Consider the following 14,144-nt stretch of genomic DNA (forward strand, 5'->3'; position numbering starts at 1 on the left):
CTACGCACGACATTAAGGAATGTACGCAAGTGGACACCAGAAGAGGGATCACCCTCAGCAGAGAGCAACTAGAAGCCTGGGCTCGACGTCCGCTCAGCGACGAAGAGGTCGAGGCGATCGAGGAGTGTGTGCCCAACTCATCGATACCGGACGCCATCGAGGTCATCTCCAACGAGGCGATCACTTAACGGCATTCTTCGGTCGATCGGGCTCGGCCCGCGGGCCACTGTGGTTCATCGGGTCCGGTTGCCTGCGGTGAGGACAGCCCCGATGAGGTTGTGTGGGCTCCCCTTGGCCGCACCCGCGCGGAAGGGAGGAGCGTGTTGTCCCCGCCGGGTCGTCGTCCTGAAGACCTTCCACCGCTAGCATTGACACAGATTGGTCGGACGCGGGCCAGAGAGGGGGTCGGTCAGTGCTGATACCAGTACAGGCGCACGTCGAACTGTTCACCGCTGATCAGCTCACCACCGAACGTCTCACCGACGCCGTCGCCATCGTCAACCAAGAGCTGCAACAACACTTCTCGCGCCACGCTGTCGTTGTCGGTATTCCGCCGAGCGGCATCGACAACCTCACCCGAGTCGATACGAGCACCAATGACGAGGGCCAGGAGGTAGTCACCGCGACGCTGGTCCTCGCGTTGATGAACATCGACGCGGAGGCTGCGCGGGAGCTGGCCGGACAATTCCGCAGCCAGAACTTTCGCACGACCCGCATCGGCTCGACCAGCGAGGCCCAGCTCGATCGGCTGCGGGGCCTTGGCATGTTCGCAGGACAGTCCACCGCCGCTCACACAAACGCGGTAGCTCGAATCAACGACATAGCCAGCGACTGTTCGCCTCCCCGCGAGCGGTAGCGTCCGCGCTAGCGCGACTGGGATCGTCGGGGAAGTCTGAACCAGAGTCGTTGCATGCCTGCCCGCAGCCGGGCGTGACTAGCGTACTTTTTGGGACCCTACGGTTCGGCGTTCCGCGACCAACCAACCAGAACCAGCGATAGCCGGTCTGGGATGGCAAGGCAGCGACGATGACGACCGGGGTTTGCTCGCCAACCGGACTTCAAACCTGGTACCGGGATGCGCGTCGGGCGTCAGGCCACCGTGATTGTCTTGTGCGTCTCCCCCGCGTGAAGGGGGAGCTGCGCCGCCTAACGCTGGAGCTGAACGTTGCGTACTGGGCAGAGCTGAGCGCGACGTCGGCCACCACACACACTGGTGCCGGTGAGCGTCGGCGACTCGTCTCGGCCGTCGACTCCGACGACGCTTTCTGATCCTAGGCGAGCACCAGTCACGGCGCGAAAACCGAGACGCCGCAGTGTATGTGGGGCCGATCCAACTTTATGCCCAGTAGAAGTGTCGTGTCGCGCCGGCCTCATGAGGCGTTGTTAGGTTCCCCGGCATGAGCGGCCCGCGACGGTCCGCTCACCTCGAACCACCGGACCACGAACCGCGCCACGCGATCGGCGGGGGTATGGACAACGACTGCAAGGGAATCCTCATGCTGGACCTCATCGAACCGGCGCTGAACACCACGCCGACACCTCTTCTTCGCGCCAAACTCGCTGCCGGTACCGTGGCGTTCGCCGTGTTCGCCGGCGCTACCATTGGCCAGCCGGCCTCGACGATGCTCACCGCGCAGGCGGGCGGGCCGGCTCAGCATCATGTCGCTGTCCAGCTTGTGGCCGAGATCAGCGATACCTCGGCGACGGTCGGTGTGGCCGACTCGAATCTATACAACCTGAGCCAGGACGAGCTCGTCGATCGGCTCAACGACATGAAGAGCCTTGGGGTCACCGATCTGCGTATCGCGGTGCCCTGGATGTACATCCAGCCAACCAGCGCGACCTCTTATGACTGGTCGAAGATGGACAGCGTCGTCGACACCGCATCCTCCATGGGATTCTCGATCACCGGAGCCATCAGCGGGAACCCCAAATGGGACGGCACTCCGCTCGCAGGAGCACCGAACCCGACCGCTTATGCCACCTTCGCATCGGCAGTCGCCTCGCGCTACGGCACCAAGATCGGCGCCTACGAAGTCTGGAACGAACCCAACGGGGTGGTGTTCTTCGCCCCGGTGAGCGCGGCCAAATACACCGAGGTCCTCAAGGCCGCCTACACCGCGATCAAAGCCGCCAACCCGGACGCGATCGTGCTCGCCGGCGCGCTCGGAGCGACCGGCAACATCGGCGGCGTCAGCGTGAGCCCCCAGAAGTTCCTGGAGCAGATGTACGCCGCTGGCGCGGCCGGATACTTCGACGCGCTGTCCTATCACCCGTACGGCACTTCGTTGCCTTTCAGTGCTGGCGCAGACGTGAATAATGCAGCACTGCAGCAGATTCAGACCCTCTACTCGATCATGGTTGCCAATGGCGACGGGGATCTGAAGATTTGGGGGACCGAGTTCGGCAACGCCACCACTCCGGGCATCGGCTTGACCACGGCCGAACAGGCGCAGTTCCTGCAGGACTTCGTTACCGCTTGGAATCGGCTGCCGTTTACCGGCCCGTCGTTCGTCTACACCGCCCAAGACATTCAGACCGGAGCGCTGAACGCCGAAGCCAACTTCGGCCTGTTCAACAGCGACGGCACACCCAAACCGGCCGCACTGTTGCTGGCCAAGCTGATCGCCGAGCTGGACGCGGGCGGCACGCTGCCCGACTACACAGCACCCAAGTTGTCCCAAGCGCGTGACGCCTACCTGCAGCTGGCCTCCATTGCCTTCGGCCTGGTCAACACGGGGCTGATCATCCCGAACGCGATCGTCGCCGCGGTATACAACGAGATGCCCGCACCCGCCAGGCGGGCATTCACCGCCCTGGCCAACATCGTGACCAAAGGTGTGGCGGCCGTGGTGACGGCGATGGGTCCGATGGTGCAGGCCGGCATTCAGGCACTGATCAACGTGACCAATGTCGTTGCCGTTCCCAAGGCGACGGCCAAACCCGCCCTCACACAGCAGGACACGGTCGCCACTGCGGATGTGCACCCGGCTGAGCGCAGCATCGCTGAGAATGTGCGCGACACTCAGCTCACCGTCGCGGGCGCCGTGCGTGGTGTCGAGTCGGCCCTAGCTGATGCGCTGCACGGCACCCAGCTCACCTTGCGGCGACTGACCGCCGAGGCACCCAAGACAGCCGAGCCGACACAGGCGGCGACGCTGCCGTCGACAAGCCTTCCCGAGGCCACGCCAGTGCCGGCGGCTACAGCCCAGGAGGCGAATTCAGATCCGGAAGCCTTTGACTCCGAAGACGTGTCGACGTCCGATAAGTCGTCTTCGACACCGAAGGCCTCGCCCGCCACTCCGAAGGCGGCGTCGACACAGAAGCCCGCGGAGACCGATCAGGCATCGTCCACCAAACCCGATCAGACGTCACCGACGAGGCCTGACCCCGCAGACTCGGCCACCTCGACGGGAAAGCGTCCGCAGGGCGCACCCAAGCACCGCAAAGAATCCGCCGAATCGTCGGTGGCCGACACCACCTCGACCGTGTCGTCGACCCAGACCCGTGCCGCCTCCGGCGACAGAAAAGACGGCACCACCAAGCCCGGCCCCCGGCACGCGCGGGCTGACCGCGCCGATTCGCCGAAGCAGCCCAAGGCCGACTCGTGAGCCGTCGGCGTCGCCAGTGGTTCGCGACGACCGGATGCGCACTGGTGATGGGCGCGGCCGCCATCGCGCCCCTCCCGACAGCGCATGCCGAGGATTCGGTGTTCTTTCTGTCCGGCACCCGCAACCATCCCGCCCCGGAATCCACGGTGTCGCTCGGCGCGATCAGTGCGGCGCTGACGGGATTCGGGACCACCGCCCTGCAACTGGGCTACGAAGCGTCGCTCTTCCCGGTCGTAGGCAGCATCGCGTTGGACCCGTCGGTCGCTACCGGTGTCGCTGCACTCGCTGCCGCACTCGGTGGTGTTCCGGTCGGGAATCGGGTCGTCCTCATCGGTGTCTCCCAGGGAAACATCGTCTCCAGCGTGGTCGAACAAGCGGCGATCGCCTCGGGTTCCGAGGTGGACTTCCTGTTCGTCAGGGTGGCCGATCCGAGTAGCGCCGAGGGCATCATGGGGCGTAACAAGGGGATTCGGCTGCCGGGTCTGACGTTCGTCTCTGCCCCGGCCGAGAGCCCCTGGGACACCATCGTCATCGCCTACCAGTACGAGGGCCTCAGCGACTGGCCCGTCCAGCAAGCCAACCTGTTCGCTGTCGCCAACGCATTCCTCGGCGCGCTCACTTACCACAACCCCTGGTCATACAACGTTGATCTGGCGAGCATCCCCGCCGCCAATGTCACCGTGACGGTCAATTCCCTCGGCGCGACCACGACGCGCTACCTCATCCCGGCCTCGGGTCTGCTGCCCATCTTGCGGCCACTGCAGGCCGTCGGGGTGAATGACCCGACGCTGCAGAAGCTCCAGAAGGTGCTCAAACCCATCATTGACTCGGCGTACGGTCCTCAGCCGTACCCGGACGTGGCCGCAGTGGCTCAGAAACTGTTCGTGGCGTCGATCGACGCGATGACGACGATGGCCGACCAGGCCGGTGTGGCGCTGCGGAAGGCGCAGGCAGCGGTGAAGGTGGCGACCGCCCAGTGGAAGGCCTCCACCGCAACCTTCCTACCACCCGACGGCACGACGGAGACCGGTATCACCGCGGCCAACGCAGCGGACAAGCCGGTGCCGACCGCAGGGGCACAAGGACCCACCACCGCCACCGCCGCACCACCGGTCCCTGTGTCCACCACGTTGACCACCACCGACACAGCGCAGGCACTGAGGACGTCGCCGGCAGTGCCAGGCTCCTGGTCATCCGCCGCGGCATCAGTGAGCACCAGCCAGGCGACAGCCGCACCGAAATCACCTGCGACACGGGCGGATTCCGGCCCGGATGCGAAGGATGATCTGGCCACATCTGATCCCGAGGCGTCCTCCAACAGCGGTGACACTGAGAAGAAGCGTGGCCTCCGACATCCACCCAGCCGTAGACATTCCCCGTCGTCAACGAGCGAGCAGCCCCGTCCAGTCGACAGCGGCACCAGGGACGGGGCAGCCAACGGCATGGACCGGCAGGCTGCACATGCACCGCGCGCAGACACCACGGCGGCCAACGGTGACCCGAAGGGCGAGAAGAAAAGCGAGTCCGCCGATGACTGAGCCGGAAACCACCAGCATCACAGTCAGGGCGCCGCAGCCAGGTCAGGTCAGCGTCGTCCCCGCAGGCATCCGGTGGCGTGCGTACTGCACCTGCGGCGAGCTCGCCGAACGCTCACGGATCCTCAAGGCCGCAGCGATCCAAGACGCTCAGGTCCACGCCGTGAGGGCCGGCTGCGACCTCAGCTGGCCGCTGGTGGTCTCCCATGACGGGCTGTGACGCCGCGGGCGGCCCCCTTTCAGTAGGTACCGGACCAACGCCCATTCCTGGTCCCGCCCTGAGCCAACGAGGAGGATCCTGATGGCCATAGCCATCGCTACGGCGAGTGGGTCGGCGGGGGTGGGTTTCGTCCTGACCGTCTCGGTGATTGTCTTCGTAGTAGTCGGGGCCACGTTAGGCACCCCGATCGGAAACTTCCTCCGATGTCGTTTCGGTAATGCTGGCGCCCGACGAGCTCGCGGCGATCGACGACGGGAGCCGCGCGCGTGTCAGCCCGGCGGGGAAGATAGATGTACGTGTCGCGAGGGAGAGCATTCATGTCCGAATCGGTTCGCGCTGTGACGCGGCGACCCGGGCGGCCACGCCCGCGACAGCCGGTCCAACTGGTGGATTCGGATACCTTCGCCGCACGACTGAACCGCCTCTTTGACACCGTCTACCCGCCCGGGCGAGGCCCCTTCGCCGGCTCCGAGCTGGTCCGTGCGCTGTCCGATCAGGGATTGAAGCTGTCGGCGCCGTATCTTTCGCAGCTGCGAACAGGGCAACGCGCGCAGCCCTCCCGGCAGACGGTGGAGCTCATCGCTGGATTCTTCGGTGTCCGAAGCGATTATTTCACCGGCGAAGACAGCGCGTACCTGAGCCGGTTGGAGGACGAGTTGCACTGGTTGGAGTTGGCTCGCGATCCGGTCGTCCGGAAGCTGACCACCACCTTGCTTGAGTTAGGCCCTGAGACTTGTGAATTGGCGCTTGCGGGCGTGGAGCAGACGGCCGACTGATCAAGTAGCCGTTGAACCGAGCAGTGGTCAGTAGATCGGCGGACGCGGATGCGGTTGCGGGGAGTGATCGAGTTGCAGTCACTGACCGTTGAATCACTGACGTCGCCGGCTGGTTCCTCCGATCAGATTGCCGGCGCGTCAGGCCAGAAAGTCGCCGCCGACACGCAGATGTCCGCGACCGCGCGGTGACGATCTCCTAGGTTGGCGACACAGCGCACAAGCGCTGCGCCAGCGTATCGGCGACGGTCCAACAGCGGGGGGATGAACTCAAATGGGCGATGTCACACCGACGTTGGGGGAAATCGTTCGGAACAACGGTGTCGCCGGACAGCTGTCGTACAGAGTCAACGTCACCTACCCTGGTGAGCCCGTCAAGCCGGTCGTGTTCGTCGGCAACGAGCTTGGTGGACCGGTCGTAATGATCACCACCGCCGCCGGCGGAGCCGAGACCCAGGTGTTCGTTGACGATCCCGCCCGTTTCGGCACTTTCGGTCCCGAATGGGTTCGGCAATTCTTCGGGGCGGCACCGCAGTGAAGACAGTGGCGCGATGACTACTGAATTGGCAACAACACGGTGGAACAAGTCAGCAGGACGTACCGGGGGGACGTTGGCGGGCACGGTGATAGGCGTCGCGGTAGGTCTGTGGGCTGATGCCCAGCAGACCAGACAATGTGTGGGCGTTGGCGTCCGACAGCGGGTGTTCCCCGAGCTCGATCCGTTGCACGGCCGCGGTGGACAGCTGAGCCTGTGCAGCCAGCTGAGGCTGCGTGAGCCCCTTCAGGACCCGCCAATCGCCGGGGAAACGCTGATCTTCCTCAATGAGTACAACGGCACCGATCGGGGCCGCCAGGACCGTCATCACGGTAGCCAGGATGTCGATCTGCGGCGTGCGCCGCCCGGACTCCCAATGGTGGATGGTGCCCAGCGATACCCCAGACAGCCGAGCCAGGTCGCTGACGCTGAATCCCCGCTCGCGGCGCAGCGTCGCGAATGCGGCGGCGTCGAAGCCGCGCAGAACGCGTCGGCTCATGCGGTGGCCATCCGAGTGTCGCTCATAACCGCACAGACTCTTCGCACCATCGCTGTATTGCGTAAAAAGAGTGTTATAACGCAGTGTTATAGCGTACGCGCTTAACGTATCATCAGCGTCAGAGGTTCACGCTGCGCACGTCTGACCAGCGGCTTCGCCGCTCTTTGTGTCCAATCGATCATCCCGTGGAGGCTCCCGTGGAACTATCCGTCCGTCCCTTCTTCAAAACCGGTATCGCGGTCACCATGGCCGGTGCCATCGCGCTGAGCCCCGTGATCGCCACCGGCCAGCACCCGCTCGGGGTTCCGGTTCATTTGCCCCAGGTGAGCGTGTCGGAGGTGCATCTCGCCGCGGCGATCTCCCCGCGCGACGTCGCCGCCCTCACCGCGAACCTCAACGCCGCCTTGGAGGGTGCCGGTTCCACCGTGACCGCGCTCGTCGACAACGCCAGCCACACCCTCACCAGCGTGTTGAGCACCGCGGCCGGACTCAACACCTCACTCTGGGATCAGCTCATCGCAGCGTCCGCCGGCAGCCCCACCCTGAACGCTGTTCTCGTCGCACTCAAGGCCGCCTCCGGTGGCGCGCTGCTTCAACTCACCAACACAGTGGGCGCGGCCGGCGACGACATCGCCCTGACCACCGGTCAAGTTGCCGAGCTGCTCACCTCGACCGTCACCGGCACCGTCGGAACGGTGGCGCAAGCGGTGGCCAGCGTTGTGAACAACCCGCTGGCGGCCTCGAGCTACATCGGCCTGCTCAACACCCCGTTCGGCGTCGCCGGCTTGGCGCTACAGGCTGGTATCACCGGCCTGAGTCAACTCGGCACCACGGGACTGCACCTGGCCAACGGCCTTGTCCAGGGCGTCACAGCGCAGGTATCCAACGCGCTCGACGCGGTGAATAACCTGCTCGACGTCGGTAAGACGGTCACTGACATTGCTCTCATCAACGGCACCCTCACCGCCATCCAGGGCATCGTCTCGGCGCCGGTCAGCGCCATCGTCGCCGGCGTGAACGGAATCGCCTCAGCAGTGACCAATGCGGGGGTATCCGCACTGGAACATCTGGCCGGCGGGGCCAACGCGATCGTAGGTACGTGGCTGGGCAGCGGCAGCACGCCGGGCGCAGTCATCAAGGCAGTAAGCGCCATCGGCCAAGAGCCACTCAGCCTTGGCAGCTACACCAAGGCCGTGTCGATCTTGGTCGGCGCCGCCGGCAGCACCGTGGGATCGGTGGTGAATACCGCAACAGCGTTCGCCTCGATGCCGTTCCGGTTCGCCGCAGACCTGACCGGACCCGGCGCCCAGGTGGTCAACTCGTTGGTGTCCGGTGTTGCGACAGCAGCGTCCGGATTGCTTCGGGCCGCAGGTCTTTCGCCGCTGATCGCCGGCCTGCCCAACAATCTCGCGACGGTCGTCACCGGAGCAGTCACGGTGGCGGCACTGGCCACCAAGACGACACTCAACGCGATCGCTACCGCGATCGACGTCGGCCATGCCATCGGAGGATGGGTCACCTCATCGAAATCATCCGCAGCCACCGTCACCCTGAGCACCACCAAGGCCGACATCGCCGCCGCGCGGGGCGCAAGTGCTGATGACAGCGGCGCCCGCAACGTGACCCATCCACTGGTCGCACCGGCAAAGACACAACCTGCGGACAGCGCGGCCACGCCCACGTCGGAGAGCGTCACGACTGCCGATGTCGACGCTGTGGCATCCTCAACCACGCCGAAGACGGACTCGGGTACCTCATCGCAGGCATCCGGCACCGAGCAGCAGACCGCCGCGCCACGCACAGATGCGCCCTCGGCAACAACGCCTTCCGAGAAAACTGACCTCGCCGGCGCCACCGCCAAGAAGTCGGAGGAGCCGGCGGCCGTGAAACCGAAGCGCGGCGCCTCCAGCGCAGCAGCACCCGCAGAAGGCAAGACGACAGAGACCTACGGGCGTCATGCCGCCTCTCCGGCACGAAGCGCGACCGCGACCGCTCCTGCTGCCGGCTCGTCCTCCGGCGCGGATACGTCTTCCGCGGAGTCCGGAGGCCGTCATCGCCGCGACGAGGGTGCATCCCACAAGACCGCCTCAGATAGTGACGCCAGCAGCGCGTCACAGGGCGCCGCCGGTGGTGGCCGCCACGCGGCGGGCAAGCACGCCGCAGCGGCATAAGGGCAAGCGACTCGGCGCAGGCTGGCCACGGGAGCGCAAGGGCCCCGTGGCCAGCCTTCTGAGGCACCGGCGTACTGGTGTGCTGCGCGCACCGGTGAAGGCCTCGACGGCCTTCGCTCGGTGCGACGCTTCGCAAACGGCCGCACATCTGGCAGTATCGAAACTATGTTCGAACAGTGGGAGGTGGATGGCTACCCCACTCTGCTGCACGTTGACAGGGCAGTGACTGTCGACGTCACCCAAGTGTTCCCGCCATCGAGCACCAGGAAGGACGAACTGGCACTCGGCCTCAGGGCCGCAGGGTTGTGGCTGGAACCGCACATGGCCGCCCGGCAGGTCGCGTGGCTGCGTCGGACGGCGATTGGCTCGCCTGCGTACAGATGCCGGCCGGCAGCGCCAACAAGCGGTCTCGTCTACTGATGACCCTCTGGCTGCCACCCCACGCCTTCGGCGTCGAGGACTCGTAGCCCCGGGCACCAACAAACCGCTCCTTGGAGCCGCTGCCTTGGCCCGGACGGGCCTGCCGCACGGGCATACTGCGGGAAGCAGTGAGGAGGGAAGCCCATGACGAACGCGTTCGCTGCACTCGGGGCAGTGGCGATGGTTGCCCTGACTCTTTTAGCGCCGCCAGCCGCCTCAGCTGACTCCGACGTCGCCGGCATGATCGTCTTCCTCGACCCCGGTCACAACGGGTCCAACGATGCTTCAATCAGCCGCCAGGTCCCCACCGGCAGAGGCGGAACCAAGGACTGTCAGACTTCCGGCACCGCCACCGCCGACGGCTATCCGGAACATTCCTTCACCTGGGACACCACGCTGCGTGTGCGGGCAGCACTGACGGACCTCGGTATCCGATCGGCTCTCTCGCGCGGCGACGACACCTCGGTAGGGCCGTGTGTGGACGCCCGAGCCGTTGCGGCAAATGGATTGCAGCCCGATGCCATCGTCAGCATCCACGCCGACGGGGGACCGCCCACCGGCAACGGGTTTCACGTCAACTTTTCCGACCCGCCCCTCAACCAAGCACAGAAGGGGCCAGCCCTCGAGTTGGCCACTCAGACGCGGGACCAGCTCGTCGCCGCGGGGTTCTCCCCGGCCAACTACATCGGCCGCTCTGGCCTCTACGGTCGAGCCGATCTCACCGGCCTCAACCTCGCGCAGTATCCCGCGGTGTTGATCGAACTCGGCAACATGCGCAACCCAGCAGAGGCCAGCGCCATGGAGAGCGCGGCCGGCCGGCAACGCTACGCAGACGCCGTCGTGAACGGCATCGTCGCGTTTCTGCGCGCCCAAAAGGCCGGCCACAGCTGAGAATTGTCGCACCGAGCGCACGACACCGCTGATATGCAACGGGCCGAGAGATCAACGGCAGTGATGCCGGGGCAACACCGGCGGTGAAAGGTTGCTAATCCTCGCCGGCGCAGCGCATGACGGTGCGGCGGCCCGGGTGAGTGCCCCGCCGTACCGGACAGAGGCTTCTGCGTCAGTCGGGATCCGCCGCCGCGTCGCTCAAAAACAGCGCCTGGAAACGCGTCGCGCAACAGCTGCGGACCCGCAGCTCGCGACACTGTCCGGGCGGAGCGACCAACGGAGGCAGAGCAGTGACGAGATGTGAATGACCAGTTTCATGTGCATCCGAGCGCTCATTGTGATGCCCCATGATTCGACGCTGCAACCACGTTCTGCGAACGCTGTACGCAACCGTCGAGATCACCGATAAGCGGAGTGACCAGTTGTCCAACAACACGATCGACACAGCATCCATACCCGATCACCACAAGAGTGCCGAACTACAGAGCGGGTGGTTCCAGCTGCAGAACGGCCTATACGTGAGCCCGCTGGCCATGGCCAAGCACCGCATGAGCGGGCAGCCGCCCAGCCAGTTCACTTACGAGGCATGGCGGCATGGCGGGTGGTACGTACACGAAACCTTGTGGCCCAACGGTGGATGCGGCTGTGTCAGCCGAAACTTCAGCGACCTGAAATGGCGCATCGTCTGCGATCCCCGACCATTCGACGAGCAGCCCACCTTCGCAACGCGCGACGCGGCCGCCGCCGGCGAGTGGCTATTCGTCCAACAGGTCGTTTTCGATACCCCCTGGTAGCCCCGCGCTTCGATCGACGAGGCGTCCCATCCCACAGGCGAAATGGAGCGAAGACGATGGCACAACCTCAGCTCGACCCGGGTGACCGCGCCCTCTTCCTCGCTGGTACAGCCGAGGCCGCGGTGTGTGAGGCCGAAGGTGAGGTCAGCGTCATCAGACGTCTCGGTCCGACAGACGGCGTCCCCACCGATAGCCCGTTTCACATCTACGAGGTGAAGTCCGAAGCGACCGGCGCCATCGTGCAGGTGTTCGCCGACGAACTCACCCCACTGTCACCAGGGCCTCGATCGTGACCGTGAAAGGCACAAGCCGCTCAGCGCGCCAGTGCGCCACCGCGGCGTTGGCTCCGCGCTGGCTCGTCGAAGCACTTGGGCCCTTCGATCTGGACCCATGTCCTCCGCCTGGGCCGCAACTGTGGCCCACCGCAGCGCGGTGCATCACCGGCGCTTCTGTGAACGGATTGCGTGTGCCATGGAGCGGAGTCGTGTGGCTCAATCCACCACCTGCCACGAGACCGCAATGGTTGGCGCGCCTGGCGGACCACGGCGAGGGGGGCATCGCGCTGACTCCTGCGCGGCCCGACTCGAGGTGGTTCGCCGAACAGGTGTGGGCGAAAGCCACAGCGGTCGTATTCGTCTATGGCCGCTTACGTTCACCTGCACCGTCCGAGGTAGCGAGCGGCCGACCATCGGCACCGATGGCCACCGCACTCATCGCTTACGGCGACGCGTGCGCCGCACGACTGCGCGAGGCCGTCGAGGACGGAGTCCTTGACGGTGCCGTGGTCCTGGGGTGGGACGCGCCCCGCCGCCAACTAAGCCTCTTCGACGCCGTGACCGTTGCGCCCCCAGAGCGTTTGGGTATCAGCACATCCGCCTAACGCGTCTTCGAGCAATGACGTCCATCCACCAAGACCAGAGGGAAGGTATCTGATGGCGATCTCCGACATCTTCGACACGGTCATCAACCGTGTCGACCCTCACTCGTCGTACGTGACCGTGACGGCGTCGGCGGGGGCGGCAGCACACGTAACACTGCGGACGATACGCGCGGCGCGGCGATTGGTGCTGCGGCCCCTACGCATTGCCATACGGTTGGTCCGAGGACTATTGGCGTACGCCATCGTGATCGGGTCCGTGTGGGCGCTTATGCACTTCATCGGCTAGCTACCACGGAAGGAGCTCAAACCGTCTTATGACCTTAAAAGAACGCCTGATCGACGAGCTTGGCGTGTGGGGAGAGTGCACAGAGTATCCCCGCCGCGACTGGAAGGGCGAGGTCCAGAACGACGAAACCAACCTCGGCTACTGGGACTGGGTTGTCGAGAAACACACAGCCTGACGGGCCGGGGAGTGAGCCGCCTCGCCGGAACGGTGAGGGGCCAATCACGCTTGAACGACCTTCGAATGACGCAGACACACAGCGTGCGCGGGTGTACATGCCCGGCCGTCGGGCACGATGGATGCGCTGTGGGACCTCGCCGAAAACTAAACAGGCACAGCGGAACTGAAACTGAATCTGAACGTTCCGTGCCGGTGCGTTCTCTAGTACGCCACTCACGCAAGCCGGAGGTGGGCGCGAAGTTGGGGAATGTCGCTATCGCTGAGATGGGCGGTTAGCCCAGGCGACAATCCTTCCCATATCTCGCCGAGATCGATCGATCGTCCGGTTTGCTCACGGAGTGCCTCGCGGAATGCTGAAACTGCGTTGTCGAACAAAGCGGGATCAGTGAGCCATGTCCAGGAGAACATCCTGCCCACGACATCTGGCGCTGTCCATGACGTACCTTCTTTTGCGTCACTGGAGCTTGCTATCGCTGCCGCCTGCTCAGTAATGAAGGCAGCGAGCATTTCGTTCATTAACACGGGGTCGACGACAGGCGCGTTGGCCGGCACGATGTGCGCCCTAACCTTGGCGCCCTGGATGACGTGTGTGCTTACGCCGTGAGTAGCGTCGTCGAGCAGCGCGTGAAACCCGTTGCGCGCCTCGGTCACGGTTCTCATACGTCTGATCGCGATGTTCACACTCTCCAGGCTACCGATGTGAAGACCTCCAACGAAAGACCCGGAAACGCGCCAGAATTCGCGCCGTTCAGGCTGTGGGGGTTCGTGGTGGCTCGTAAGCCGGTACCTCGTGTGGCCAGCGTTGTTCGAGCGTCTGACGGGCGCGCTGTCAGCACAATTCCTTCAGTGTGGGAACCGTGAGGCGGAGCGGTGTGATCGAGGTGCCACCGGTGGTGTAAATGCTGCGTTGTGTTGCTGATGGTTTTTAGGGCGTAGCCCGTGGGTGGCGGTGGGTTGGTTGGTGGGGCGTGTGTCATGGTGGGGAGGGGGCCGGCGTGAGCCGGCGTCTGACGCGGGGATGTGTGGATCGGTGATAGTTCCAGCAAATACTGATAGGATGTAGGCATGGGTGAGGGGACAGGCGCGGCGCAGCCGGCGCACGGTGCTGCTCTCGTAACACGTTGCATTACAGTAGGTTTGATGTTGAGCGTACGGCGGAGCCGTGAGCGGTCGTATGTTTCGAAAACCGTTACAGTTCAACATAATTCAGGTATGGCGCATTGGGCGGAGCCCAATACCCGTATTGACCACTCGAAAACCGTTGCAGGACAACGTAACTAGAGTACATCGAGGTCCGCCGCAGGCGGCCGTTCCGACCGCCGGGCGTAGCCCGGCCCCAGCTCCCGGCGAAG

The 14,144-nt window shown here is 64.9% G+C and carries 14 protein-coding genes; 12 read left to right on the forward strand and 2 right to left on the reverse strand.

Features of this window, described 5'->3' with window-relative positions; genetic code table 11:
• Positions 1 to 29: 29 nt before the first annotated feature.
• The 7 genes from H7J86_RS33080 (at position 30) to H7J86_RS33110 (ending at position 6,677) form a co-directional block, all read left to right on the forward strand.
• Positions 30 to 188 carry a hypothetical protein gene (locus H7J86_RS33080; protein WP_267296312.1) on the forward strand — a complete coding sequence of 53 codons (159 nt, stop codon included), beginning with the start codon at positions 30 to 32 and terminating at the stop codon, positions 186 to 188.
• Between the two features lie 224 nt (positions 189 to 412).
• Positions 413 to 856 carry a hypothetical protein gene (locus H7J86_RS33085; RefSeq protein WP_267296314.1) on the forward strand — a complete coding sequence of 148 codons (444 nt, stop codon included), beginning with the start codon at positions 413 to 415 and terminating at the stop codon, positions 854 to 856.
• 541 nt (positions 857 to 1,397) lie between these two features.
• On the forward strand, positions 1,398 to 3,611 hold the full coding sequence (locus tag H7J86_RS33090; RefSeq protein ID WP_267296316.1) for a cellulase family glycosylhydrolase: 2,214 nt from the start codon (positions 1,398 to 1,400) through the stop codon (positions 3,609 to 3,611).
• On the forward strand, positions 3,608 to 5,149 hold the full coding sequence (locus H7J86_RS33095; protein ID WP_267296318.1) for a PE-PPE domain-containing protein: 1,542 nt from the start codon (positions 3,608 to 3,610) through the stop codon (positions 5,147 to 5,149). Before H7J86_RS33090 ends, H7J86_RS33095 begins: the two co-directional genes overlap by 4 nt.
• Positions 5,142 to 5,366: a hypothetical protein gene (locus H7J86_RS33100; RefSeq protein ID WP_267296320.1), complete on the forward strand. Its 225-nt coding sequence runs from the start codon at positions 5,142 to 5,144 to the stop codon at positions 5,364 to 5,366. Before H7J86_RS33095 ends, H7J86_RS33100 begins: the two co-directional genes overlap by 8 nt.
• 386 nt (positions 5,367 to 5,752) lie before the next feature.
• The gene (locus tag H7J86_RS33105; protein WP_267296322.1) at positions 5,753 to 6,142 is read left to right on the forward strand and encodes a transcriptional regulator; all 390 of its coding nucleotides are present in this window, start codon (positions 5,753 to 5,755) and stop codon (positions 6,140 to 6,142) included.
• A gap of 271 nt (positions 6,143 to 6,413) precedes the next feature.
• Positions 6,414 to 6,677 (forward strand): hypothetical protein, encoded by a 264-nt coding sequence (locus H7J86_RS33110; RefSeq protein WP_267296324.1) that lies wholly within the window; start codon positions 6,414 to 6,416, stop codon positions 6,675 to 6,677.
• A gap of 49 nt (positions 6,678 to 6,726) precedes the next feature.
• Here the strand turns inward: H7J86_RS33110 and H7J86_RS33115 are convergent, their stop codons facing one another.
• Positions 6,727 to 7,173, reverse strand: a complete 447-nt coding sequence (locus tag H7J86_RS33115) for a helix-turn-helix domain-containing protein (RefSeq protein ID WP_267296326.1) — start codon at positions 7,171 to 7,173, stop codon at positions 6,727 to 6,729.
• Between the two features lie 197 nt (positions 7,174 to 7,370).
• Between H7J86_RS33115 and H7J86_RS33120 the strand changes: the two genes are divergently transcribed.
• The 5 genes from H7J86_RS33120 (at position 7,371) to H7J86_RS33140 (ending at position 12,790) form a co-directional block, all read left to right on the forward strand.
• Positions 7,371 to 9,344, forward strand: coding sequence for a hypothetical protein (locus H7J86_RS33120; RefSeq protein WP_267296328.1), 1,974 nt, complete (start codon positions 7,371 to 7,373; stop codon positions 9,342 to 9,344).
• Positions 9,345 to 9,908: 564 nt separating this feature from the next.
• Positions 9,909 to 10,655, forward strand: coding sequence for an Rv3717 family N-acetylmuramoyl-L-alanine amidase (locus tag H7J86_RS33125; RefSeq protein WP_267296330.1), 747 nt, complete (start codon positions 9,909 to 9,911; stop codon positions 10,653 to 10,655).
• 422 nt (positions 10,656 to 11,077) lie between these two features.
• Positions 11,078 to 11,449, forward strand: a complete 372-nt coding sequence (locus H7J86_RS33130) for a hypothetical protein (RefSeq protein ID WP_267296332.1) — start codon at positions 11,078 to 11,080, stop codon at positions 11,447 to 11,449.
• A gap of 56 nt (positions 11,450 to 11,505) precedes the next feature.
• Positions 11,506 to 11,742 carry a hypothetical protein gene (locus H7J86_RS33135; protein WP_267296334.1) on the forward strand — a complete coding sequence of 79 codons (237 nt, stop codon included), beginning with the start codon at positions 11,506 to 11,508 and terminating at the stop codon, positions 11,740 to 11,742.
• A gap of 901 nt (positions 11,743 to 12,643) precedes the next feature.
• Positions 12,644 to 12,790 carry a hypothetical protein gene (locus tag H7J86_RS33140; RefSeq protein WP_267296336.1) on the forward strand — a complete coding sequence of 49 codons (147 nt, stop codon included), beginning with the start codon at positions 12,644 to 12,646 and terminating at the stop codon, positions 12,788 to 12,790.
• A gap of 215 nt (positions 12,791 to 13,005) precedes the next feature.
• Here the strand turns inward: H7J86_RS33140 and H7J86_RS33145 are convergent, their stop codons facing one another.
• Entirely contained in the window at positions 13,006 to 13,473 is a 468-nt protein-coding gene (locus H7J86_RS33145; RefSeq protein ID WP_267296338.1) for a hypothetical protein, read from the reverse strand.
• Positions 13,474 to 14,144 lie beyond the last annotated feature (671 nt).

Source organism: Mycobacterium hackensackense (genome assembly GCF_025822555.1).
Classification (GTDB): domain Bacteria; phylum Actinomycetota; class Actinomycetes; order Mycobacteriales; family Mycobacteriaceae; genus Mycobacterium; species Mycobacterium fluoranthenivorans.

Excerpts from the sequence above, each read along its gene's own strand:
- H7J86_RS33090 (WP_267296316.1), top strand. The coding sequence starts at position 1,398 with ATGAGCGGCCCGCGACGGTCCGCTCACCTCGAACCACCGGACCACGAA.
- H7J86_RS33100 (WP_267296320.1), top strand. The coding sequence starts at position 5,142 with ATGACTGAGCCGGAAACCACCAGCATCACAGTCAGGGCGCCGCAGCCA.
- H7J86_RS33110 (WP_267296324.1), top strand. The coding sequence starts at position 6,414 with ATGGGCGATGTCACACCGACGTTGGGGGAAATCGTTCGGAACAACGGT.
- H7J86_RS33115 (WP_267296326.1), bottom strand. The coding sequence starts at position 7,173 with ATGAGCCGACGCGTTCTGCGCGGCTTCGACGCCGCCGCATTCGCGACG.
- H7J86_RS33125 (WP_267296330.1), top strand. The coding sequence starts at position 9,909 with ATGACGAACGCGTTCGCTGCACTCGGGGCAGTGGCGATGGTTGCCCTG.
- H7J86_RS33135 (WP_267296334.1), top strand. The coding sequence starts at position 11,506 with ATGGCACAACCTCAGCTCGACCCGGGTGACCGCGCCCTCTTCCTCGCT.
- H7J86_RS33140 (WP_267296336.1), top strand. The coding sequence starts at position 12,644 with ATGACCTTAAAAGAACGCCTGATCGACGAGCTTGGCGTGTGGGGAGAG.